Source organism: Vibrio sp. EA2, assembly GCF_033042495.1.
Classification (GTDB): domain Bacteria; phylum Pseudomonadota; class Gammaproteobacteria; order Enterobacterales; family Vibrionaceae; genus Vibrio.
In genome coordinates this window covers 458,111-481,884 of the sequence record NZ_JAWLID010000003.1, presented here as the reverse complement: position 1 = coordinate 481,884, position 23,774 = coordinate 458,111, and the positions used below count along the sequence as shown (strand labels likewise).

At 44.4% G+C, this 23,774-nt stretch carries 21 protein-coding genes and 1 riboswitch; of the genes, 2 read left to right on the top strand and 19 right to left on the bottom strand.

From position 1 onward, the window contains the following. Nucleotides 1-48 precede the first annotated feature (48 nt). On the top strand, nt 49-2,193 hold the full coding sequence (gene pta, locus RXX31_RS10200) for a phosphate acetyltransferase (protein WP_317589143.1): 2,145 nt from the start codon (nt 49-51) through the stop codon (nt 2,191-2,193). 89 nt (nt 2,194-2,282) lie between these two features. On the opposite strand, the gene RXX31_RS10195 is transcribed toward pta, so the two are convergent. From RXX31_RS10195 to moaA, 12 genes are all read right to left on the bottom strand, one after another. Next, nucleotides 2,283-3,560, bottom strand: a complete 1,278-nt coding sequence (locus RXX31_RS10195) for an MgtC/SapB family protein (RefSeq protein WP_317589141.1) — start codon at nt 3,558-3,560, stop codon at nt 2,283-2,285. A 162-nt stretch (nt 3,561-3,722) separates the two neighbouring features. Beyond that, complete coding sequence (locus RXX31_RS10190) at nt 3,723-4,673, bottom strand: glutathione S-transferase family protein (RefSeq protein WP_317589139.1); 951 nt, start codon at nt 4,671-4,673, stop codon at nt 3,723-3,725. A 175-nt stretch (nt 4,674-4,848) separates the two neighbouring features. Then, nucleotides 4,849-5,841: a murein tripeptide/oligopeptide ABC transporter ATP binding protein OppF gene (gene oppF / locus RXX31_RS10185; protein WP_317589138.1), complete on the bottom strand. Its 993-nt coding sequence runs from the start codon at nt 5,839-5,841 to the stop codon at nt 4,849-4,851. Further along, entirely contained in the window at nt 5,838-6,809 is a 972-nt protein-coding gene (locus RXX31_RS10180) for an ABC transporter ATP-binding protein (RefSeq protein ID WP_317589137.1), read from the bottom strand. Before RXX31_RS10180 ends, oppF begins: the two co-directional genes overlap by 4 nt. A 25-nt stretch (nt 6,810-6,834) precedes the next feature. Then, complete coding sequence (gene oppC, locus RXX31_RS10175) at nt 6,835-7,737, bottom strand: oligopeptide ABC transporter permease OppC (protein WP_020335663.1); 903 nt, start codon at nt 7,735-7,737, stop codon at nt 6,835-6,837. A 15-nt stretch (nt 7,738-7,752) separates the two neighbouring features. Beyond that, nucleotides 7,753-8,673, bottom strand: a complete 921-nt coding sequence (gene oppB / locus RXX31_RS10170; RefSeq protein ID WP_317589135.1) for an oligopeptide ABC transporter permease OppB — start codon at nt 8,671-8,673, stop codon at nt 7,753-7,755. A 129-nt stretch (nt 8,674-8,802) separates the two neighbouring features. Then, nucleotides 8,803-10,482 (bottom strand): ABC transporter substrate-binding protein, encoded by a 1,680-nt coding sequence (locus RXX31_RS10165; RefSeq protein ID WP_317589133.1) that lies wholly within the window; start codon nt 10,480-10,482, stop codon nt 8,803-8,805. A 552-nt stretch (nt 10,483-11,034) separates the two neighbouring features. Further along, a complete protein-coding gene (moaE, locus tag RXX31_RS10160) occupies nt 11,035-11,490 on the bottom strand; it encodes a molybdopterin synthase catalytic subunit MoaE (protein WP_317589132.1) in 456 nt (151 codons plus the stop codon). A 1-nt stretch (nt 11,491) separates the two neighbouring features. Next, complete coding sequence (gene moaD, locus RXX31_RS10155; RefSeq protein ID WP_317589130.1) at nt 11,492-11,749, bottom strand: molybdopterin synthase sulfur carrier subunit; 258 nt, start codon at nt 11,747-11,749, stop codon at nt 11,492-11,494. Beyond that, nucleotides 11,746-12,225 (bottom strand): cyclic pyranopterin monophosphate synthase MoaC, encoded by a 480-nt coding sequence (moaC, locus tag RXX31_RS10150; protein WP_014232530.1) that lies wholly within the window; start codon nt 12,223-12,225, stop codon nt 11,746-11,748. Before moaC ends, moaD begins: the two co-directional genes overlap by 4 nt. Before the next feature lie 27 nt (nt 12,226-12,252). Beyond that, on the bottom strand, nt 12,253-12,765 hold the full coding sequence (gene moaB / locus RXX31_RS10145; RefSeq protein ID WP_317589128.1) for a molybdenum cofactor biosynthesis protein B: 513 nt from the start codon (nt 12,763-12,765) through the stop codon (nt 12,253-12,255). A 103-nt stretch (nt 12,766-12,868) separates the two neighbouring features. Then, a complete protein-coding gene (gene moaA / locus RXX31_RS10140; protein WP_317589127.1) occupies nt 12,869-13,858 on the bottom strand; it encodes a GTP 3',8-cyclase MoaA in 990 nt (329 codons plus the stop codon). After that, nucleotides 13,847-13,984, bottom strand: a riboswitch (molybdenum cofactor riboswitch). It overlaps the preceding gene by 12 nt. A 179-nt stretch (nt 13,985-14,163) precedes the next feature. Here moaA and RXX31_RS10135 point away from each other — a divergent pair. Continuing rightward, nucleotides 14,164-15,060: a YvcK family protein gene (locus tag RXX31_RS10135; RefSeq protein WP_317589126.1), complete on the top strand. Its 897-nt coding sequence runs from the start codon at nt 14,164-14,166 to the stop codon at nt 15,058-15,060. A 53-nt stretch (nt 15,061-15,113) separates the two neighbouring features. On the opposite strand, the gene luxU is transcribed toward RXX31_RS10135, so the two are convergent. The 7 genes from luxU to RXX31_RS10100 all read right to left on the bottom strand — a co-directional run bounded on the left by luxU (nt 15,114) and on the right by RXX31_RS10100 (nt 23,608). Beyond that, nucleotides 15,114-15,458, bottom strand: coding sequence for a quorum-sensing phosphorelay protein LuxU (gene luxU / locus RXX31_RS10130; protein ID WP_317589124.1), 345 nt, complete (start codon nt 15,456-15,458; stop codon nt 15,114-15,116). Beyond that, nucleotides 15,455-16,861, bottom strand: a complete 1,407-nt coding sequence (gene luxO / locus RXX31_RS10125) for a quorum-sensing sigma-54 dependent transcriptional regulator LuxO (protein ID WP_411197974.1) — start codon at nt 16,859-16,861, stop codon at nt 15,455-15,457. The genes luxU and luxO overlap by 4 nt, the downstream gene beginning before the upstream one ends. A gap of 284 nt (nt 16,862-17,145) precedes the next feature. Then, nucleotides 17,146-19,176 carry an excinuclease ABC subunit UvrB gene (gene uvrB / locus RXX31_RS10120; protein WP_317589122.1) on the bottom strand — a complete coding sequence of 677 codons (2,031 nt, stop codon included), beginning with the start codon at nt 19,174-19,176 and terminating at the stop codon, nt 17,146-17,148. A gap of 698 nt (nt 19,177-19,874) precedes the next feature. Further along, the gene (locus RXX31_RS10115; protein ID WP_317589121.1) at nt 19,875-20,336 is read right to left on the bottom strand and encodes a phage protease; all 462 of its coding nucleotides are present in this window, start codon (nt 20,334-20,336) and stop codon (nt 19,875-19,877) included. Nucleotides 20,337-20,363: 27 nt separating this feature from the next. Beyond that, nucleotides 20,364-21,269, bottom strand: coding sequence for a hypothetical protein (locus tag RXX31_RS10110; protein ID WP_317589120.1), 906 nt, complete (start codon nt 21,267-21,269; stop codon nt 20,364-20,366). Between the two features lie 94 nt (nt 21,270-21,363). Next, complete coding sequence (locus RXX31_RS10105; RefSeq protein WP_317589119.1) at nt 21,364-22,071, bottom strand: hypothetical protein; 708 nt, start codon at nt 22,069-22,071, stop codon at nt 21,364-21,366. Between the two features lie 862 nt (nt 22,072-22,933). Beyond that, nucleotides 22,934-23,608 (bottom strand): hypothetical protein, encoded by a 675-nt coding sequence (locus RXX31_RS10100; protein WP_317589118.1) that lies wholly within the window; start codon nt 23,606-23,608, stop codon nt 22,934-22,936. Nucleotides 23,609-23,774: the final 166 nt, after the last annotated feature.

Sequence of the window (23,774 nt, the reverse complement as noted above, 5' to 3'; positions counted from 1 at the left end):
AATAAGAGTTGAGCTTTTATCTCCCCCAATAGCAAAGGTACTCTACGAATGTCTCGTACTATTATGCTTATCCCTGCAAGTGCTGGTGTTGGTTTAACTAGCGTAAGCATGGGTGTTCTTCGCGCTATGGAGCGCAAAGGCGTTAAAGTTTCTTTCTACAAACCGATTTGTCAGCCTCGCAGCGGTGGCGATCAGCCAGATCTAACTTCAACTATCGTTGGTCACAACAGCGATATGAAGATCGGCCAACCAATGGCGATGTCTGTTGCTGAAAACCTGATCGGTAACGACAACATGGATGAGCTACTAGAAACCATCGTTGAGCGTTACAATCAAATCAATAAAGATGCAGATGTAACCCTTATCGAAGGTCTGGTACCGACTCGTAAGCATCCATTCGCTAACCAGGTGAATGCGGAAATCGCGGCAACACTTGGTGCTGAAATTGTTCTCGTAGCAACGCCTGGTACGGATAACCCAGCTCAGCTTAAAGAGCGCATCGAAGTTGCATGTTCAAACTTCGGTGGCACTAAGAACAAAAACATCTCTGGCGTTATCATCAACAAGCTAAACGCGCCTGTTGACGAAGCTGGCCGCACTCGCCCTGACCTGTCTGAAATCTTTGACGATGCAGACAAGGCGAAGCAAAATGAATTGAAAGTGATGGAAATCTTCAATACTTCTCCAATTCGTGTACTCGGCTGTGTGCCATGGAGCATTGACCTGATTGCTACACGTGCAATCGATATGGCGAAACACCTTAATGCAGATATCATCAACGAAGGTGACATTAAGACTCGTCGTATCAAGAGCATCACGTTCTGTGCACGTTCTCTGCCAAACATGATTGAGCACTTCAAACCTGGCTCTCTGCTAGTAACGTCGGCAGACCGTCCAGACGTCATCGTTGCGGCGTCTCTAGCAGCAATGAACGGTGTTGATATCGGTGCGGTACTACTAACTGGCGGTTACGACATCCCTAAAGAAATCGAAGGCCTATGTAAGCCTGCATTCGAAACGGGTCTACCGATCTTCAAAGCTCAAGGTAACACTTGGCAGACATCGCTAAATCTACAGAGCTTCAGCATTGAAGTTCCTGCGGACGATAGAGAGCGTATCGAGTTCATCAACGAACACGTTGCAGGTCACATCGATGGCAACTGGATCGAGTCAATGACTGAAGGTACTCAGAAGTCTCGTCGTCTAAGCCCACCAGCATTCCGTTACCAGCTAACAGAATTCGCTCGTAAAGCTGGCAAGCGTATCGTTCTACCTGAAGGTGACGAACCACGTACAGTGAAAGCTGCGGCTATCTGTGCGGATCGCGGCATCGCTGAATGTGTTCTACTTGGTAACCCGGCAGAAATCAAACGCGTTGCAGCTCAGCAAGGCGTGGAGCTTGGTGCAGGCGTTCAGATCATTGATTCTGATGCGATTCGTGAAAACTACGTTGCTCGTTTGGTTGAGCTACGTGGTGCGAAAGGCATGACTGAAGTGGTTGCTCGCGAGAAACTACAAGACTCAGTATTCCTAGGCACAATGATGCTTGAGAACGACGAAGTTGACGGTCTGGTTTCTGGTGCGGTTCATACCACAGCGAACACTATCGTTCCTCCGTTCCAAATCATTAAGACGGCACCTAACGCGTCTATCGTTTCTTCCGTATTTTTCATGCTTCTGCCTGATCAAGTTCTGGTTTACGGTGACTGTGCAATCAACCCTGATCCAACAGCAGAACAGCTTGCTGAAATCGCGATCCAGTCTGCTGACTCAGCAGCAGCGTTCGGTATTGAACCTCGCGTAGCAATGATCTCTTACTCTACTGGTGAATCTGGTAAAGGTGCAGACGTAGACAAAGTACGTGAAGCAACCAAACTGGCTCAAGAGAAACGTCCTGACCTAATCATCGACGGCCCTCTACAGTACGATGCAGCGATCATGGAAAACGTAGCGGCTTCTAAAGCGCCAAACTCTCCAGTAGCAGGTAAAGCAACAGTATTCGTATTCCCAGATCTAAACACGGGTAACACGACTTACAAAGCGGTACAACGTTCAGCAGACCTAGTATCTATCGGTCCAATGCTGCAAGGTATGCGCAAGCCTGTAAACGACTTGTCTCGTGGTGCACTAGTAGACGATATCGTTTACACCATCGCACTGACTGCTATCCAGGCTGATCAAGAGCAAAAGTAATTCTAGCTCAGTCTAACAATGAGCTAGTCTAAACTGGTAAATAGCAAAGCCCTCGATTCGTCGAGGGCTTTTTGTTGCGCACAATATTGTTAATATCCGATAGCGACGAACATCAGCCCACCAACAATTACACACCCGATCATCACAGGGGCAACCCGGTGCCATAGCCTCCTCTCACCTAAAGCCATCACCATGCCCATTTTTACTATCGTATTCACAGATGCGGCGATGATGATACCCAGCGCCGCTGTCGTCACACTCATGTACTGGACGCTTTGACGGCCAAGAGCAAGAGAAATGGCATCCACATCTGTGATCCCTGATACCGCTGCAAGAATCAGAACACCAGCATCGCCAAACCACTCTGAGAGCGCATGTGAGAGCAACATGATCACCGCCAGTATCACCCCAAAAAACAGAGCGGATTGTAGGGCAAGCGGGTTACTTTGCTTGTTCGATTGCTCAATCTTTTCGGTTTGGCTGTTTCTCCATATCCACCAGGCAGGTAAGTAAAGCGCTATCATCATTGCCAGTACAATTGGCCAGAGTATTTTCACCAGTGGCGGGTTAATGACGGACAATACAATCAGTAGTCGTGGAAACATGGTGCCACAACTGATCAAAATACCACTTGCGAGCAGTGGGCTGATTGTAGGTTGTTCGCGTGACAGATGAGAAAATTGCAGAGTCAGTGCCGTCGAAGAGCTTAAACCAGCAAACACGGACGTAAATAAGATCCCCCTCCTCGCCCCTCCAATCTTAATCGCAAAATAGCCGACAAAAGAAATACTGGCGATCAATACGACCATCCACCATATCTCGTAAGGATTTAGCGCGTTCCAAGGACCATACGTTTTATTGGGTAAGAGTGGTAGTAAAACGATAGAGATGAGAAGTAAACTTAGGGCCGCATCCAGTTCGTACTCTTGTAGCTTTTGCAATGCCTCGTGGAGCTCTTTCTTATTATCCAGCACCAGAGCTGTGATCACGGCGGCAGATGCAGCAAGCACCGCTTCACCGGCGACAGCTAGACTGCCTAAAACAAACGTCACCAACAGGCTCACTAAACCCGTAATACTGACATCACCGCTGTTCTTTTGCTTCACAAAAAACGCAATACACGCCAAAATCACCAGGGCGATCAACGCAAAACCGAGAAGCAAAGGCGAATAGTGACTCGCAAGTATCGCAACCAGACCACCAAGCAATCCCACCAAAGAATAAGTACGGATACCTGCGACACGACTGCCTTCGACACTATTCCGCTTAACCCAGCCACGCTGAATGCCAACAATCGCCCCTAAGAGAAGCGCAATAAGCAAATTCCAGATTTGATGCTCACCAGATGCAAACTCGCTGATATCCATACCTCACCTCGTTAAAAGATCGGTTCTATATCATTAGTTTATGCCATGTGCCGGAATTATCTGTGATGCCAAGGGGAATAACCAATAAAAATGCGCCTAAACGCATATACTCTCGGTTAGGAGATGAAAAAGCGCCACATAAGTGACGCTCTTTGAGAAAGACTAATTTGAAAGTTGTTCGCGCCCGTGTGACGACTCTAAATCTAACTCAGGGCCTTTTGGAACAACCTGTGTCGGGTTAATTCCTGTATGGCTGAAGTAATAATGACGTTTGATATGGTAGAAATCAGTTGTCTCTGCCACCCCATCAACTTGATACAACTCTTTTAAGTAGCCTTGGATATTAGAGTAATCCGCAATGCGTTTTTTATTGCATTTAAAGTGACCAACATACACAGCATCAAAACGTATTAGTGTTGTAAACAGACGCCAATCCGCCTCGGTAATCTGATTACCGGTTAAATAACGATGCGTGCCCAGATGTGCATCAATTTTATCAAGCGCAGAAAACAGTGAATCAAAGGCTTCTTCATAAGCTTCCTGAGTCGTTGCAAATCCACAGCGATACACACCATTATTCACATTCGGATAAATAAAATCGTTCCACTCATCGATAGCTGTTTGTAACTGCTCTGGATAGTAATCGTCGTCATTACTCGTTAATTCATTAAATGCTGAGTTGAACATACGGATAATCTCGGAAGATTCATTAGATACAATCGTGTTGGTTTTTTTATCCCATAGGACTGGAACGGTCACACGCCCCGTGTAATCTGGTTTCGCCTGGGTATAAATTTGATGCATACGCGTATGACCAAACAGTGGCTCAGGTAAGCCCATTTGCCAACCTTGACTAAGCATGTCGGGGCACACAACCGTGACATCAATATGTGGCTCTAGCCCTTTGAGTTTTCTGAAAATAAGCGTTCGGTGCGCCCAGGGACAAGCAAGAGAAACATACAAGTGATAACGGCCAGATTCTGGTTGGAAATCTGCATCCGGCTCATTCTTGATCCAATTGCGAAATCCTGCATCTTCGCGGACAAATTTACCACCGCTTGATTTCGTATCGTACCAGACGTCGTGCCAAACACCTTCGACCAATTTACCCATCTTCGCTCTCCTCTCGTTCTATTTTCCTCTATATTAGCGATTCGTAACGAACAGAAAACAGCCGGGCTTCGGACATGACGTTCAAGAAATTTGAATAAGTGCCCAATCGAAGACAATAAAAAAAGCGCGGCCCTAACGAAAGAGCCGCGCTTAAGCCCGTCACAGGCTGAATAACTTATACATGAACGTGTAGACAAGATACCGCGTGAACGTCGTTACCCTGGATTGTCGGTTTGGTCTTTGCACACTCTTCCGTTGCTTGCGGGCAACGAGTGCGGAATACACAACCCGACGGTGGGCTGATTGGTGATGGTAGATCACCTTCCAGCATCTGGATTTTCTTACTGCGCTCAATCTTTGGATCTGGAATTGGTACTGCCGACATCAACGCACGAGTGTATGGGTGTTTCGGGTCAGCAAATAGTGCGTCCGCCTCACCTAGCTCTACCGCATTACCCAGGTACATCACCAGCACACGATCAGAAATGTGTTTTACCACTGACAAGTCGTGCGCGATAAATACCAAAGAAAGACCCAACTCTTTTTGGATTTCTTTAAGTAGGTTCACTACCTGAGCCTGAATTGATACATCCAGTGCAGATACCGGCTCATCACAGATGATCATTTTTGGCTTCAAGATAAGCGCACGTGCAATACCAATACGCTGACACTGACCACCAGAGAATTCATGCGGATAACGGTTGATCACGTTAGGTAGCAGACCCACTTTCGCCATCATCTCTTTAACACGATCTTTCACTTCTTGCTTTGAAAGCTCTGGATAAAAGGTTTCTAGTGGTTCAGCGATGATGTCGCCGACGGTCATACGCGGGTTGAGTGACGCTAAAGGATCCTGGAAAATCATTTGGATCTCTTTGCGCGTTTCACGGCGCTGTACATCTTTCATCTTGGTCAGGTCTTGACCCAACCAAACGACTTCACCGTCAGTGGCTTCTACTAAGCCGATAATTGCGCGTGCAAACGTCGACTTACCACAACCTGACTCCCCTACAACACCTAGCGTCTCGCCTTCGTACAGACGGACATTCACGCCATCGACGGCTTTTAGATTTGAAGGCTTAGTCCAAGGCCATGCCGATTTTGCTGCGATGCTAAAGTGAACTTTAAGATCTTTAACATCTAATAGTAATGATTTATCTGCACTCATTTTTTCCAAGCCTCCCATTCAGAAAAACATGCGCGCTGACGACCATCACCAAATGGTGTCAGGATTGGCGCTTCTTGCTTACAACGGTTCATCACGCGATGGCAACGTTCCTGATAAGGACAGCCAGGTGGTAGACGAAGTAAGTTTGGTGGGTTGCCCGGAATGGTTGGCAGGATCTCACCTTCAGTATCTAAACGAGGAATCGCCTTCAGCAGGCCTTCTGCGTATGGGTGACTAGGATTGTAGAAGATTTCATCAACCGTTCCGTATTCCATTGTACGGCCAGCGTACATCACCAACACTTTGTCACAAGAACCCGCAACAACACCAAGGTCGTGCGTGATCATAATGATTGCAGTATTAAATTCGTCTTTCAGTTCGTTCAGCAGGTCCATGATTTGCGCTTGAACCGTTACGTCCAGTGCCGTAGTTGGTTCATCAGCAATCAGCAGTTTAGGACGACACAGTAGTGCCATTGCGATCATTACACGCTGACGCATACCGCCCGAAAACTCGTGCGGGTACATGGTAATACGCTTACGCGCTTCTGGAATTTTCACCGCTTCCAGCATGCGTACTGACTCTTCGAACGCTTCCGCTTTGCCCATGCCCTTGTGCAGCATTAGCACTTCCATTAACTGGTCACTGACTTTCATGTAAGGGTTCAGTGAGGTCATTGGGTCCTGGAAGATCATCGCGATCTGTTCCGCACGAACTTTGTTCAGTTCTTTTTCAGGCAAGTTTAAGATCTCTTTGCCTTCAAACTTCGCGCTACCTGAGATAATACCGTTCTTAGCCAACAGACCCATAATTGCGAATACGGTCTGTGATTTACCTGAACCAGACTCACCTACAATACCTAAGGTTTCACCTTGGTTCAGTGAGAAGTTCAGATCGTTTACTGCGGTTACAATACCATCTTGAGTGGTAAATTCGACGCGCAGATCTTGGACATCTAGTAAGCTCATCGTTGCTTCCTTAATCTATCTTTAGTTATCTGTCTTTTGGATCCAGCGCGTCGCGCAGGCCGTCACCAACGTAGTTGAAGCAGAACAGAGTCACAACCATGAACGCGGCAGGGAATGCCAATTGCCAGATTGCTACTTCCATTGTCTGTGCACCTTCTTGTAGAAGTGCTCCCCAACTTGTCATTGGTTCCTGAACACCAAGACCAAGGAACGATAAGAATGACTCTGTCAGAATCATGCTTGGAATAAGCAGCGTAGAGTAAACTGCTACGATACCCAATACGTTCGGTACGATATGGCGAGTAATGATCTTCCAGTTACTGACACCACAAACGTGAGCCGCTTCGATGAACTCTTTACTACGTAGGCTGAGCGTTTGGCCACGTACGATACGTGCCATATCCAGCCATGCGATTGCACCGATCGCTACGAAGATAAGAATAATGTTACGGCCGAAGAAGGTTACTAGTACGATAACTAGGAACATAAACGGTACCGCGTATAGGATCTCAAGGATACGCATCATGATACGGTCAACTTTACCGCCAATGAAGCCAGATGCTGCGCCGTAAAGCGTACCAATCAATACTGCTACGAATGCACCCATCACCCCTACCATTAGGGAGATTCGGCCACCGATCAACGTACGAACGTACAAGTCGCGACCTAAGCTGTCAGTACCAAACCAGTGGTCAGCGTTAGGTGCAACGTGCATTGCGTACCAGTCTGTATCATCAAATGCATAAGGTGCGATCATTGGCAGAACAATCACCGCCAACGTCATTAGAGCCAGGATAAATAAACTCACCATTGCTGCTTTGTTACGCATAAAGCGGATACGAGCATCCTGCCAAAGACTGCGACCCTCAATCTCTAAGTTCTCAGAGAATTTTTCAATCGCTTCAAGGTTTTCTTTTTTCGTTAACATAACCAAACTTCCCTGTTAGTAGCGAATTTTCGGGTCAATCATTGCAAGTAGAATATCGACAATCGCGTTGAATAAGATGAATAGGAAACCAATTAAAATGGTTACACCCATTACTAACGAGTAGTCACGGTTGAATGCGGCGTTAACGAACAGTTTACCAATGCCTGGTAGACCAAAGATGGTTTCGATAACAACAGAACCGGTAATGATACCTACGAAAGCAGGACCCATGTAAGAAACGACAGGGAGCAGTGCTGGCTTAAGCGCGTGCTTAAGAATAATGTAACGGTAGCTTAGACCCTTCGCGCGAGCAGTTCGGATAAAGTTACTGTTTAATGTCTCGATCATTGAGCCACGGGTAATACGCGCAAACGTCGCCACGTAAAGCAGTGACATACCAATCACAGGAAGTACGAGGTACTTGAAGCCACCGTCGTTCCATCCACCCGCAGGGAAAATATGCCAGTGAAGGGAGAATAGGTAGATAAGTGCTGGTGCCAATACGAATGATGGCATGACAACGCCTAACATCGCCGTTGACATAATGGTGTAATCGATCCAGGTATTCTGTTTTAACGCGGCTATTGTGCCGACCGTCACCCCCATAATCAGGGTGAAGATAAAGGCAATGAAACCAACTTTTGCCGATACCGGTAACGCAACAGAAATCAGCTCGTTAACCGAGTAATCCAGGTACTTAAATGACGGTCCAAAGTCGCCTTGGACAACGTTAAACAAGTAAGTCGTGTATTGCTCGAATACAGGCTTATCCAGGCCATATTTAGCTTCGATGTTCGCCATAACTTCTGGTGGTAATGGACGCTCTGTCGAGAATGGATTTCCCGGAGCAAAACGCATAAGAAAGAAAGATACGGTGATCAAAACCAACATGGTTGGGATCGCCTCAAATATCCTTTTTGCGATGAATTTAAGCATAAACTCACTCTTTCAGTCTGTGACAGTGTAATTTAAAACCAAATGTCCAAATTTTGGACACAACATAGGCACTACATGCGATTTCTCACATGCAGTGCCTGATTTTTTATAATTCTATCTGATTGAGATTTACTCAGTGATGTATAGGTCTTTAGAGTAGATCTTTTCTTCTGCGTTGTTAGCTGGGAAGCCACCAACTTTAGGAGACAGTAGACGTGATTTCACGTACTGGTAGATAGGTGCAATAGGCATATCCTTCGCCATCAACTTCTCAGCTTCCGCATATAGTGCTTGGCGCTCTTCGTCTGATGTAGAAGCGAATGCTTTGTTCATGATCTCGTCGTACTCTTTGCTATCGTAGTGAATACCACCAGTGGTGTTATTACTCATCATTAGCGTTAGGAATGATGAAGCTTCGTTGTAGTCACCACACCAACCTGCACGAGCCACTTCGAAGTCACCTGCATCTTTAGAAGATAGGTAGGTTTTCCACTCTTGGTTTTCTAGTGTTACGTCAAGACCCAACGTCTTCTTCCACATTGAACCTAGAGCAACCGCAATTTTCTTGTGGTTCTCTGAAGTGTTGTAAAGAAGGTTAAATTTCAGTGGGTTATCTTTACCGTAACCGGCTTCTTCTAGAAGACGTGCAGCTTCTGCATCACGTTCTGCCTGAGTCATCTTGCCGTAAGCTGGCATTTCAGGGTTGAAGCCTGCTGTGATTTCAGGCGTGAGGAAATAAGCTGGCTTTTGACCTTGAGCTAGGATCGCATCCGTTACGATGTTACGGTCAATTGCGTAAGAGATCGCTTTACGAACGCGAACATCATCAAACGGCTCTTTCTTGGTGTTGAACAGGTAGTAGTAGGTACATAGGTTACCCGTTACAGAAACTTCTTCTGGATGTTCTTTTTGCAGACGCTTGAAGTGCTCAGTTGGCAGTTCATTGGTAAAGTCGATTTCACCTGCTAGGAAACGGTTCATTTCCGCTACCTGGTTTTCGATAGGTAGGAAAGTCACTTGATTTAGCGTTGTGTTCTCGTTATCCCAGTATTGCTCGTTACGCTTCAATACCAAGCGCTCGTTTACAACCCAGTTATCAACAACATATGCGCCGTTACCTACAAAGTTCTCTGGCTTGGTCCACTGATCACCGAATTTTTCAACAGTAGCTTGGTGAACTGGCTTAACCGTTGTGTGGCCCATCATCATTACGAAGTACGGTACTGCAGTATCAAGCTCAACAACCAAAGTATGGTCATCAACGGCTTTAACACCCAGTTTGCTCTTGTCTATTTTACCCGCAACAATGTCTTTAGCATTCTTCATCTTGGTGTATTCCATGTACCAAGCGTATGGAGACGCAGTTGCAGGGTCGACGGCACGCTGGAAGCTATAAACGAAATCGCCAGCAGTTACAGGATCGCCGTTAGACCATTTTGCGTCTTTGCGTAGGTGGAAAGTGAATGTTTTGTTGTCTTCCGTTTCCCAAGACTCTGCAACACCAGGGATGGTCTTACCGTTTTCGTCTTGGTTTACAAGGCCTTCAAGTAGGTCGCGAATCACGTGAGATTCAGGAACACCTTGAGATTTGTGAGGGTCGATTGTCGCTACTTCTGTACCATTACCACGCACTAATTCTTGAACCGCAGCCAGTTTTGGTTCTGAAGAATCAGACTTCGCTTCAGGAGCTGGGGCAGGGACTGGCTGAGCAGCTTGCTTCTCTTCTGGCTTATCACCACCACAACCAGCAAGAGCTAGAGAAAGACCAGCGCCAATGAATAAAGCGCGCGTGATTTTATTCTTATACATGCGTAAAACTCCAAATTTTTTTGTTAGCATCCATGACCTCTTTGTAGGTTCACTAGAACGGGCTGTGATTTAGATAGCGCAAAAACTATGTACCAAAAACCTAAAACCCTACAAAGACTGCGGCACACATTAGCAATCATTGAAGTTATTTGCCATAAAAATGTAGTAAAAAGACCGATAATCCTGCATCTGTCGCACATTTCCAGCAAAAAACACTAATTAAAAATACTTGGTCAGCTATATAGAGAGTCAAACATCTCCTCCACAGATTAAAATTTCGATTAATCTACATTTAAACCAATTATTAGCATCATCTACTACCTTTAAGAACAAGGTTAACACTTATGACATATAAAGATTCGCAAACGTTTGCTTATATGTTGTTTACATGATCCAATATTGTGCAGAAAAGTCAGGGAATATAGTCGAGAAATTCGTGCTTGAGGTGGTGGTTAGTTACGCTAAGGATTACGTAAAAAGGGATAAATAAAAAAGCTAAGCACTTGTCATGCTTAGCTTTTTCTTTCCATTATGGGGATAATCAGCGATGCACTACTTTTCCCAGCGTTTTGCCGCTTTGTGATCAGTGTCTCGTGACTCAATCCAGCGACTTTCACTTGTTGTGCGTTCTTTTTTCCAAAATGGTGCTTGGGTTTTTAGATAATCCATAATGAATTCGCAGGCATCAAATGCTGCACCGCGATGAGCACTGGAAACACCAACAAAAACAATTTGATCACCGATATCCAAATCGCCAACACGATGGATAACCCGCACACCAAGCAACGGCCAACGCTCTTCAGCTTGATTACAAATGTCGATAAGGCTCTTTTCTGTCATACCAGGATAATGTTCCAGATGCAGGCCAACAACGTTATCACCTAAGTTCATATCGCGTACTTTACCGATAAATGTCACGACGGCACCAGAAGACGTTCCTTCGGACAAACCTTGGTATTCTTGGTCGACAGAAAAATCTTCAGCTTGTACAGAAACACGAGGATCCATCTTAACCTCCTGTCACTGGCGGGAAGAATGCCACTTCGTCTCCCGCTTTTACTTCAGCATCTAGAGGCACAATCGACTGGTTAACAGCCGCAAGTAGTTTTCCGGGTTCAAGGGCTAAGTCCCACTTACCCTCTTTTTCAGACCCAGCTTTAACTAAATGGGCGCGAACCGCTTCTACCGTTTCAAACTGCCCTTCTAAATCAACACTGTCGACTCCCACCAACTCACGCGTTTGAGCGAAGAAAAGTACTTTAATCATGATTCTGCCTTGAAGTGTCCCGATTTTCCGCCCGTCTTCTCAAGAAGACGAACCTGACCAATGACCATATCTTTTTGCACCGCTTTACACATGTCATAAATAGTCAACGCTGCGACGGAAGCCGCAGTTAACGCTTCCATCTCTACGCCTGTTTTACCTGCAAGTTTACAAACAGACTCGATACGAACCTTGCTTTCCGACTCAATCGCTTCTAACTGAACTTCAACTTTAGACAGTAACAGAGGATGACAAAGTGGAATCAGATCCCAGGTTTTTTTCGCGGCCTGAATACCTGCTATACGTGCGGTAGCAAACACATCACCTTTATGGTGTTGACCAGAGACAATCAACTCAAGTGTTTCTGGTGCCATGTGCACAAATGCTTCTGCTCGAGCTTCGCGAACCGTTTCTGTTTTCGCTGAAACATCGACCATGTTCGCTTCGCCGGACGCATTTATGTGGGTAAATTGGGTCATTGTTGTTCCTTCGCTTGTAAGAAAAGGTTAGACAGATAGGTGTGGCATAAAGTTACAAGGACGGTGACTTGCGTCCATCTGCTGCTTAATTATTTTCGTCCACCCGGTACGGCACGCGCCGGTAGATCCAGGCATAGCAAAAATAACAGTGTGGTTAGCAAAACCAGCAATGGCACGAGACTGGATCGTTGATGTGCCAATCTCTTCATAAGACACCATACGGAATAGTTCACCAAAGCCTTCTACTTCTTTATCAAAAAGCGGCTTAAGTGCCTCTGGCGTACTATCACGAGAAGTAAAACCTGTACCACCTGTGATCATGACGGCCTGGACGTTTTCGTCAGCAATCCATTGAGAAACGATCGCACGAATTTTATACATATCGTCAATCACGATTTGCTTATCAACAACATTATGGCCCGCTTCCTGGGCATGTTCTACAAGGTATCGACCAGAGGTGTCATTGTCTTCAGTACGAGTATCAGAGACCGTTAAAACGGCAATATTTGCAGGTTGAAATTTGCTTTCAGCGTGACCCATTAGTTCACCTATTCTCTAAAGTTAGCTTGGATTCGTTTTTATCGATTCAGGAAATATAATCAAGAAAGCCCACGAGAGCTTTCCCGATAAAATTTTTGTAATGTTAGCCGCCGATGGATGCGAGATGAGGTGTCATCCCGGTGTTGCCATCATGCAAGAAGTGACTGACAGATTTAGTCTGGAGTTGGGCTTGAATGCGCTCGATCAACTCATTTTCTTGTTCATCACCTTGCAAAAGGTCACGTAAGTCAATGCCATGCTCGCCAAACAAACATAGATGCAGCTTACCCATGGCAGAAACTCGGAGCCGGTTACAGCTCTCACAAAAGTCCTTCTCATAAGGCATAATTAACCCAATTTCACCCTTGTAATCCGGGTGAACGAATACCTGAGCAGGGCCATCATTGTGAGAACGGACTTTCAGTAACCATCCATTCGCAATCAGCTGATTACGGATTGCGACACCAGAAACGTGGTGCTTATTAAACAAATCATCCATCTCACCGGTCTGCATCAGTTCAATAAAACGCAATTGAATGGGTTTATCTTTGATCCAGTTGAGGAAAGCAGGCAGCTCTTGATGGTTGAGATCTTTCATCAACACAACGTTGACTTTTACTTGCTCATAGCCGACTTCGAACGCACGCTCGATACCATTCATCACTTCGGTGAACTTATTTTCCCCTGTGATTTGATGGAACATGCGTGGGTCCAGACTATCCACACTCACATTGATGTGCGAGAGACCAGCTTCGCGCCAGTCAGCCACCTGTTTGGCCATGCGATAGCCATTTGTCGTTGTTGCGACTTTCTTAATACCAGGTGTCGTTGCGACAGCATGGATGATGTCAGTAAAGTCTTTACGTAAACTTGGCTCACCACCGGTAATGCGGACTTTTGACGTGCCACAGTCTGCAAACGCGGTGACTACCCGCTTGATTTCAGGTAGAGATAAAAAAGACGAGTTTTTCTTGCCCGAAGGTTTATAACCATCAGGCAGGCAATAGGTACATTTGAAATTACACACGTCAGTAACAGACAGACGTAAGTAATAGAATTTACGATGAAATTTGTCTTCGAATTGTTGCGCCACGGAACACCTTTCCAAACACGGGAGGCATGCTCATTTCCAAACATGCCCTTGTGGCAGTATGCCACTGGCTCAGAACACCTATCCTTAATTGAACTTAGTGTTGTGAGCTCGGAGTTATGGCAACCAGAGAAATAAAACTCTGATAGCTTTGCAGTGTAAAATACTGAATATTTATACTGGAATCCAGACTTGAGGACTAAAAAATATCGTAAGTCACACAATTTACCGCTAAGTGAGTATCGTAAGAACACTCACTACGTTAAATTGTAGCCGTTTTTACGAATTTTATTAGAAGAATGTAACGTATGAATATCTATACGGATAATAAAGTAGTCGCTGTTGGCGGTGGTCACGGCTTAGGTAGAATGTTGGCGGCGCTTCGGGATTTTCGCGGCAATGCGACAGGCATTGTTGCTACCACGGACAATGGCGGCTCCACAGGCCGAATTCGGAATTGTCAGGGGGGCATTGCTTGGGGCGATATGCGCAACTGCATCAACCAGTTGATCACTGAACCCTCTATCAGCTCAATGATGTTCGAATATCGTTTTAAAGGCAGTGGCGAACTTGACGGGCACAATTTGGGTAACTTAATGCTCACAGCACTGGACAACCTTTCGGTTCGTCCATTAGATGCCATCAATCTTATTCGTAATATGCTTAAAGTCGATGTAAATATTCTGCCGATGTCAGAGCATCCATCCGATCTTTCCGCCTTATCAATAGATGGAAAATGGGTCACGGGGGAAACGAATGTTGACCATATGGAAACTGATCTGCGTCGTTTAGACCTTTCTCCTGAAGTGCCCGCAACAAAAGAAGCGGTAGCGGCACTGTCAGAGGCAAATGTCATTGTTTTAGGGCCAGGAAGTTTTCTGACCAGCATCATGCCGCCATTACTATTACCCGAACTGGGCAAAGCGATCGCAAACAACCAAAACGCCAAAGTCATTTTTGTGGCTAATTTAAGTCCTGAATATGGCCCTGCCGGTCGCATGACCATGGAACAAAAACTGGAATGGTGTGAACGCGCACTACAAGGAAGAAAAATTGATGTTGTGCTTGCTGAGCAAGCAGAACAAGAAGTCCTCGATAGATGGAATGTTGTCACGGAGTCACTGGCTTCAAGCAATCGAGACTGGCGTCATGACCGTAACAAACTTAAGCAAGCTATTGAAGCCCAGCTTCTAAACCACCGTTAATCCTATTCAGAAACCGTAAAGCCCTTCACTTTTGATGAGAGGGGCTTTATCAACTATTGGCCCCAGGATCGGTAAACCTCTTGTGTATCGCGCAAAACGTCGATCATGGTGGTGGCATCTTCTCCTTCGACCGCCAACTCTCCTGCTTTCGCTTTCTTATCAATCGATATTGCTAAGTCACACAAACGATCGGCACCAAAACTGGCCGCACTGCTTTTTAACGCATGGCTGATTTCTTTTAAATACGTCAGCTGTTCTGTGCCATCATATTGTGACAAGTTTGTAATATAGGTATCAATTTCGCTTAAAAAAATGTCAAGCAGTACAGGGACATTGTCACTGCCAATCTCCATGGAGAGGCTTTCAATTTTCTTATGGTTCAGAATATTTATGCTCATACTTTCTGCCTCTCTTCCTTGCTGTTCCACGCTTGTAATTTACGGTAAATCGTCGATGGACTCACATCAAGATATCCTGCTGCTCGAGGAATATTCCCGTCGCACGCTTCAATCGCTCTTTCAATCGCTATTTTTTCTGTAATCCACAGTGGCACAATATCCGAAGTCGTCATCTCTTTTGGCTCGGCCAAAGAAGCCAAACTTTTACGCTCTAGAGGTTGATTCAGTGGTGGTGGTAGCATATCCAACGTAATTTCTTTACCGTGGTTCAATACCACTATATTACGAAGCACATTTTGTAACTGACGAACGTTGCCCGGCCACTCATAATTATTAAATCGATCAATGACCTCTTGGGAAAAACGCACAAAGCTTTTCCCCTCTTCATGGGACATGTAACCCAGCAGCGAGTAAGCAATTTCCACAACGTCTTCACCGCGCTCACGCAAAGGTGGAAGATGCAATGGAATAACGTATAAACGGTAGTACAAGTCTTCCCGGAAACGACCTTCCTGAACCTCTTTCCACGGATCACGGTTGGTCGCACAAACAAAGCGCACATCCACACTCTTCATTTTTGATGAGCCGACTTTCTGAAATGTACCGGTCTGGATAAATCGCAGTAACTTGGTCTGTAAATCCAAATCCATTTCACACAGTTCATCAAGAAACAACGTACCACCATCGGCCAACTCCGCAGCACCTTGACGATCGTTAGCCGCCCCCGTAAACGCACCTTTTACATGACCAAACAGCTCACTTTCAATCAGATCTTTGGGGATAGCGGCACAGTTAATCGCGATAAAAGGTTTGTCACCTCGTTTGCTCGCAGCATGGATAGCTTCGGCACACACCTCTTTACCCGTACCACTCTCACCAGTAATAAAAATACTCGCCTTACTGGTCGCTGCTGAGTCAATCGTGCGGTAAACCTGCTGCATGGTTTGGCTACTGCCAATGAAGCCCTGATAATTCTGGTTTCCCGGATTATCGGCTTCATTTTTTAACTTAGTCGCTTTTCGTATCGCGTTATTCACCGTGACACGTAAGCGGTCGGCTTCACACGGCTTAATCAAAAAATCTTGAGAGCCGTGACGCATTGCTTCTACCGCAGTATCGATAGAACCGTGCGCGGTCATAAAGATGATTGGAACGTCTGGATGAGTTTGTTTAACGGCATGTAAAACGTCCATACCCGTCATGTCAGGCAGGCGAAGATCAAGCAGAATAAGGTCTGGAATACGATGTTTAAGGCTTTCGATCGCATCACGCCCCGTACCGACAATATTGATATCGATACCTAATGGCGTGAGGTATGAACGATACAGCGCCGCTACGGAAGCGGTATCTTCGACCATTAATAGATAACGAGACTTTGGATCTTGAGTAGTTTGTTGTTGCATAACCTAGCTAACTTTTTTGTAATCTTTTAAACAATAATCGCATTACGCTTTGCATTTTGCAAATAACAATGCGCAGATTAGGGGTATTTATGAACAATAAAAACCGAGATCAATAAGTTAAGAATTTGGCATAGATCATGCTGGCTTTATCCTGACCCCTCGGGTCACCTAGCCAACTGACGTTGTTAGTGAACGATATGTTCGCAAATAAAGCCAATAGGAACGACTGCCTATTGGCTTCTTTTTTTCTGACTAACTCGCTGAGTCCACGCTTAGCGGTAAACTTAGCTATTCACGATAAACTGTGCACGCAACTTTTCAATTTCATCTCGTTTTTCAGCCGCCAACTCAAACTCAAGATCTTGAGCATGTTGGTACATTGCTGATTCCAGTCGGCTGATTTCCTTTTCCAACTGCTGTGGAGACATCACTTCATAAGACTGAGACGGCTCAGCAACTTTCGACAATGGAACTTGTTTGCCAGAACGCTGACGCTTGGACTTGGTAATATCACCCAACTCCATAATATCTTTGATATTACGTTTCAGCGCTTGCGGTACAATCCCCATCTCTTCGTTGTACGCTTGTTGCTTCTCGCGGCGACGATTGGTTTCATCCATCGCTTTCTTCATCGACTTAGTGATAGAGTCGGCATACAAAATCGCTTTACCTTCGATGTTTCGTGCTGCACGACCGATAGTCTGGATCAACGAACGTTCAGAGCGCAGGAAGCCTTCCTTGTCGGCATCCAAAATGGCCACCAGCGAAACTTCCGGCATATCCAAACCTTCTCGTAAGAGGTTGATACCGACAAGAACGTCAAACTCACCTAAGCGAAGATCCCGAATAATTTCCACACGCTCAACCGTATCAATATCAGAGTGAAGATAACGCACGCGCACATCATGTTCATGCAGGTATTCCGTCAAATCTTCTGCCATCCGTTTGGTTAACGTCGTGACGAGAACTCGTTCATCTTTGGCTGCTCGAATACGAATCTCAGAAAGCAGATCATCGACCTGAGTCGCCACTGGGCGAACTTCCAATTCAGGATCAAGCAACCCGGTAGGACGAACCACTTGATCGGCAATATCGCCATCTGACTTTTCAAGTTCATAATTACCCGGCGTAGCAGAAACAAAAATAGTTTGTGGTGCTAGCGACTCAAACTCTTCAAATTTCAGCGGGCGGTTATCCAACGCTGAAGGTAGGCGGAAACCAAATTCTACCAAGGTTTCTTTACGCGAACGGTCACCTTTATACATCGCACCAATTTGCGGTACGGTTACGTGTGATTCGTCAATAATCAACAGACCATCATGTGGTAAATAATCAAAAAGCGTCGGTGGCGGCTCACCCTCGGAGCGACCACTGAGATAACGAGAGTAGTTCTCGATCCCCGAACAAAACCCGAGTTCATTCATCATTTCAATATCGAACTGGGTACGCTGGCTAATGCGCTGTTCTTCCAAAAGCTTATTGTTGTCCAACAACTGCTTTTTGCGCACTTCGAGTTCCGCTTTAATATTTTCAATCGCCTCCAAAACGCGATCACGCGGTGTAACGTAGTGCGTTTTAGGGTAGATGGTGTAACGCGGCAAATCGCGCTGTTTGACCACGCCGGTAAGGGGATCAAATACACTGATACAGTCGACTTCGTCATCAAACATTTCCACTCGTACCGCATCTTGATCGGATTCAGCAGGAAAGATATCAATCACTTCACCACGAACGCGAAATTGACCTCGTTCGAAGGCCACATCGTTTCGTGAATACTGCAGTTCAGCTAAGCGGCGGAGCATGTCACGCTGGTCGATGACATCACCTCGGCGCAAATGCAACATCATTTGCAGGTAAGATTCAGGATCCCCCAAACCATAAATGGCAGAAACCGATGCGACAATAATTGCGTCTTTACGCTCCAATAATGCTTTCGTCGCGGATAATCGCATCTGTTCAATATGGGCGTTTACAGAAGCGTCTTTTTCGATAAACGTGTCGGTGGTTGGCACATAAGCTTCTGGCTGGTAGTAATCGTAGTAAGAAACGAAATACTCAACCGCATTGTTCGGGAAAAATGACTTCATCTCTCCATAAAGCTGCGCGGCCAGAGTTTTGTTAGGTGCGAGCAAAATTGCAGGGCGTTGCGCTTGAGCGATCACATTCGCTAATGTGAAGGTTTTACCTGAACCTGTCACACCTAACAGTGTCTGGTGGGCTAAACCTGAATCTAAGCCATCAAGTAATTGCTTTATCGCACCAGGTTGATCTCCTGATGGTTGATAACCAGAGACCAGTTCATAAACTTTGCTCATACCGTTCCTTAACTTTACTGCGAACTAACTGTATATATGTACACTTTATATATACCTTAGTAAATGGAATATACGTCTATCGGGGTATTATCTATTATTACTAGGAAATTTCTTCCTTTATCCATATCGCTATAGCCTTACCTAGGACGCTCTGATATAGTACGTCGCCCTAGTCAATGATAGTTCCCAAATATCATTTATCATATTTCCACAAGTTTTCCCCAAAAAGCAGTATAAAGTTCCCTTATCCCTTAAAGTCTAAATTTTATCCACTTTCACTATTTCCTCTGATTCGCTAATAAATACCTGTATTATCTGCGTAATTAGTGCATAATCCTGCTTACAAATGCAGAAAAGATAAACTGTGTTGCATATAAAATAACTTTACTCAGAATTCATCAACACACTTATCCACAATTTTAGTGGATAAGTAACCCTAGCCCTTTACTGGTAAGCCATACAAAAAAGTAAAGAGCCAGCCGTGATATTTTTTCAAAAAAATGTATTTTATTCCTGTTGACAGTCGATTTTGGGGTATCTGTGAGAATTGAAAACTTGATCCACATAAAATGGGTAACCCTAATTTTATAAATCTATACGTTTTTTCATTTATTTTGAACAACCTCTCCCATTCACCACAGCTTATGGTTTAGACCGTGGCTCCCTTAACATTGATATAATTAACTGTCGCTTGATTATCACCGATAGTAGATGACACCCCGTTGGTGGAGAAAGGCATACTCTTTCTCGTCAATCATTGACTGGGCTTTGGATGTCCATTCCGGACGGATGTAGATACCTTGACCTTCACGCCACTCAATATCGGTAGAGGCGGTTAGCCAGGCTGCAGCAGGAGCTTTTTTTCCTGTCTGTTCGACATAAAGGGTTTGGTGGTCATAATCGACCAGAACTTTATCGCGAAGCGCTTTGGTCGCAGCGATAAAAGCTTGTGCACCATCAGCATCTAAATGCCAGTGACCGTCTGCAGTATCACTAGGTCGCCCATCAGGCGCTTTGGACTTGCCAGCAGGCAGCAGCTGATACCAACCATCATCATGCGTTGATAAGTCGGCAGTCAGTATCGCTAACGGCTCATTGCCCTTGTTGGCCGAGAGTACCGCTTGTGCGATTGGGTGAGGTGTAAAGGTATGTGTTTTCATGCCCTCCATAGTGAAGGGCATGCGGGGTTAGTTGTGATTCACGTTGGTGGGTTTAATTTTCTCTATTCCAAGGCACACATTTTTATAAGCATCGATACCAGAATCTTCAGGTTCATCAAAATCAATTTCGTCAACTACAAGCCACTCAGTTTGAAACAAAACACGCATTTTTAGAGAAAGTCTGTAATCAGGATCAAACTTAAATAAAGTATCGACACTCCGAATTATATCCACGAACTCAGATATAAAATTATGTAACTCCAAAGACGAACCATCTCCCCAAGGATCGTTCTCTCCTAACGAGGTGTGAACTTGAAGAGCGGTTTCATAGCGTAAATGAAACCTTTTCAAAATCATTGCTTTTACTTCATTTAAGTTGTAGAGCGCAGATTCATGCTTGTCTTGGTCAAAAAGTAAGGGGACAGACCTTACGAATAAGTTGATGTAGCGATCTAATCTTCGGATTTGCTTTCGGCTAACACTAAAGTTCCTATTCCGGCTATCCGGGTATAATGTCTGATGAAACGTCGTCATGCTCGATGTTATGAAATGTCCATTTTTATTGATTCCATCGACGTACTTGAAAAACTCTTCTCGGTGCTTGTAATAGTTAGAAAAGTCGTTCTGTACGCGAGCTTCTTCAATCTGTCTCTTAGTTTGTTCAGAACGGTGATTAGCCCCGATTAATCCCAGAACTGCTAGATAGAAAGCCAGTATGCTTCCAGGTACTTTCATTGCGTCGAGGAAGAAGAACTTGAGCCCATCGACATTGAGCTTCCAATCTAAAGCTGACGTATCCAACAACGTTACGGCAAGCGTAAAGAAAAAGACGCTACCAAAAATTACACTGACAAACTTTACCAGTCGCAATCCAAAGAATCTTACATCTGGTTGCTCTTCAAATAGCCGCATTGGGTTTTTCTTATCTGCCATTTCCTAGCCTTTGATTCCACTGACACACTCAAGATAATACAACTACGGCGACACACAAAAAGCCGTTTCAAACCCAAAAAACGCCGACTCGCTACTAACTCTCTGACGTCACTTTACCCATATGTAAATCAAGTGACGTATCATATGAGTGATCTTTTATTGTCGCTTTGCTAGTCCGCTGGAATCCGCTTTCAATAAAACTAAAGTCATCTTGATAAGTAAAATCATAGAGGTGAGCATGCAATATTTCTCTTAAAGGGAGAGTTACTGTAAACACATCCTCGTCAAATTCGGAACCTTCATCCCCTAATGATTCAAACAAATCTTGATATGGTGTAACCAACTTAAGCCTCAATTTTTTCTGCGTTCTATAACCACTTAAAATTGGACGGATGTGTATATCGTTGAAATCGAAAACGTTCATGCTCGTTATATATCCAATAAACACTTTTCGGTCTGACATTGTAAATAAAATAGGAAGCCCGAATTCAAGAGACCTGAAAAATAGCTCCGTAAACTCTGAACTTTCCGGATCATTCTCGTAAGAAGTTAAAAGTTCAGAATAGAAATTATCAACTGAGCCTCGGTATATCACTGTGGGCAAAAGTAAAGATAGGCAACCCATAACCATGCTGATATCTAACAGAGCAACATCAGAAGTGCTGGCATTGGTCTGAAGAATGTCATAGAGGATACATTTTGCTAGAGACCAACTGAAACCAGTTAGTTGATAAATCTGCTGGCCAATGAAATAAACAAAAATGGCTAAGAACAGGAGAAGCAACCCTGCACCACTGGACATTAAGAACGTATGATATCCATTACTACGTCTTAATTGGTGGTATTTATAATGAGTGCGGTATAGTAAAAAATATCCAGATAAACATAAAACAAGTACAAGTAGTAAAGATACTGGCCTAACCATAAAACATCCATGTGGTGAAAAGGCGCCTTTCGGCGCCTTCAAAAACTATGCTTCAGCTGCTTCCTTTCTCACAGCTCGTTTGGCAAGCCTAACCTGCCTCTTAACAACTTCACTGGTATTAAAGGACTCCATATCCATCTTGACAGTGTCAGGGCTTACCATTTGGGGTTTGATCTTATATTTTCGATGTTTTGCCTTCTTCTTAGGTGGCATACCCAATAGTAATCTAATCATAGAAACGCTCCATTAAAGACCCATTAATCATGGTCGATCCGTTGACAACATGAACTAACGATTCTTACCAAGATACTAGCAATTCGACCTGTTTATATCAATTTAATACTCACAGATTGTGACAAGTTCCACTCAGAGGTGTTTAAACCCCGTTTAAAATTGTTTATTTGGAATTTAACCGCCATCACATGAGGCATTGCTCCAATTATGCCGTTAACGCGCTTAGAATCGCTTACAGCGCGTTTTATTATTGGAGTAGAAACAGGTTTCAGCTTTGTGGTTTGACAGCTTGGCGCACCATCGAAGCTTACTTGATAACGAAAACACTGGTCGAGTTTAACCAGTGACCAGTCTGGTAATGCACAATCTTAAATAGGGCTTTACTATCAGTATGTTCATCTACGAACATTTCTGGCTGAACCATTTTAAATTTCCCCTCTTTCTCTTTAAATATAGGGAATTAAGAAACAATTAAAGTACCCCCCCCTCGTTCGAGGGCTAGATACTAGTCTGGAAAGTTCCTGACAAGTCTATATGTGATCTTGGTATTGTCTGCTTCTAAAACATCTATCACAGCACCTTTATATCCAATTTGATTCGATTCGCCTAAGTCATACTCGGCTTCATTATTAAAAGCAGGCCTTGCCCTGCTATTAGAAAACTCGCGATAACTAATGTTAATTTTATTACCTACTTTTCCACTGTATATCAAAGTTTGCTGAAAACTATCGTGGAACTCAGACACTTTTTTAGTAATAGAAAATTTTCCGTAAGCATCATCAACACAAGATTTCGCGCCAAAAATAGTCACAAAACAGACCTCATTTTGTTGGTTGTTCTCTACGGCAATACCTTGAATGGGGTCAGCTAAAGCCGCTTTGATAACACCAACAGGTGAGAAGAACTGTTGTTTGTGGTCATATCCAAGCTGATTGTAATCACCTTGAGGTATGTCATACGCTAGGCTTTTGATCATGTTTGTTACACGCAACACGCTCATTTCAGCAAGAGTCCCCTTACTAACCAAATGGTCACCCACATATGCGGTTCTTACCTCACCGACAGGAGGATAATCAATCTTAGTGACGGCATTCGCCTGTGAACCATTGTATTGAACCGAAGTACAACCACTCAATAACGCGAATGACAACCCAACGAAAAGCATTTTCTTATTAAACATAAATGTCCTTTATTATTAGTCCCACTGACCAAACCATCATATACGTTCTTAGTTGCATTTAAAATGAAAGCTATCTCATAATAAAACCATTTGGAGAGTGGGTTAGATTTTTCTTTTAGTAAATATTTGAGACGCTTTAAATTAGCTCTTAATTCGGTAAAGTTAA

Coding starts and splice junctions, on each gene's coding strand:
- pta (WP_317589143.1), top strand. CDS start 49: ATGTCTCGTACTATTATGCTTATCCCTGCAAGTGCTGGTGTTGGTTTA.
- RXX31_RS10195 (WP_317589141.1), bottom strand. CDS start 3,560: ATGGATATCAGCGAGTTTGCATCTGGTGAGCATCAAATCTGGAATTTG.
- RXX31_RS10190 (WP_317589139.1), bottom strand. CDS start 4,673: ATGGGTAAATTGGTCGAAGGTGTTTGGCACGACGTCTGGTACGATACG.
- oppF (WP_317589138.1), bottom strand. CDS start 5,841: ATGAGTGCAGATAAATCATTACTATTAGATGTTAAAGATCTTAAAGTT.
- RXX31_RS10180 (WP_317589137.1), bottom strand. CDS start 6,809: ATGAGCTTACTAGATGTCCAAGATCTGCGCGTCGAATTTACCACTCAA.
- oppC (WP_020335663.1), bottom strand. CDS start 7,737: ATGTTAACGAAAAAAGAAAACCTTGAAGCGATTGAAAAATTCTCTGAG.
- oppB (WP_317589135.1), bottom strand. CDS start 8,673: ATGCTTAAATTCATCGCAAAAAGGATATTTGAGGCGATCCCAACCATG.
- RXX31_RS10165 (WP_317589133.1), bottom strand. CDS start 10,482: ATGTATAAGAATAAAATCACGCGCGCTTTATTCATTGGCGCTGGTCTT.
- moaE (WP_317589132.1), bottom strand. CDS start 11,490: ATGGATCCTCGTGTTTCTGTACAAGCTGAAGATTTTTCTGTCGACCAA.
- moaD (WP_317589130.1), bottom strand. CDS start 11,749: ATGATTAAAGTACTTTTCTTCGCTCAAACGCGTGAGTTGGTGGGAGTC.
- moaC (WP_014232530.1), bottom strand. CDS start 12,225: ATGACCCAATTTACCCACATAAATGCGTCCGGCGAAGCGAACATGGTC.
- moaB (WP_317589128.1), bottom strand. CDS start 12,765: ATGGGTCACGCTGAAAGCAAATTTCAACCTGCAAATATTGCCGTTTTA.
- RXX31_RS10135 (WP_317589126.1), top strand. CDS start 14,164: ATGAATATCTATACGGATAATAAAGTAGTCGCTGTTGGCGGTGGTCAC.
- luxU (WP_317589124.1), bottom strand. CDS start 15,458: ATGAGCATAAATATTCTGAACCATAAGAAAATTGAAAGCCTCTCCATG.
- luxO (WP_411197974.1), bottom strand. CDS start 16,861: ATGCAACAACAAACTACTCAAGATCCAAAGTCTCGTTATCTATTAATG.
- uvrB (WP_317589122.1), bottom strand. CDS start 19,176: ATGAGCAAAGTTTATGAACTGGTCTCTGGTTATCAACCATCAGGAGAT.
- RXX31_RS10115 (WP_317589121.1), bottom strand. CDS start 20,336: ATGAAAACACATACCTTTACACCTCACCCAATCGCACAAGCGGTACTC.
- RXX31_RS10110 (WP_317589120.1), bottom strand. CDS start 21,269: ATGGCAGATAAGAAAAACCCAATGCGGCTATTTGAAGAGCAACCAGAT.
- RXX31_RS10105 (WP_317589119.1), bottom strand. CDS start 22,071: ATGTCCAGTGGTGCAGGGTTGCTTCTCCTGTTCTTAGCCATTTTTGTT.
- RXX31_RS10100 (WP_317589118.1), bottom strand. CDS start 23,608: ATGTTTAATAAGAAAATGCTTTTCGTTGGGTTGTCATTCGCGTTATTG.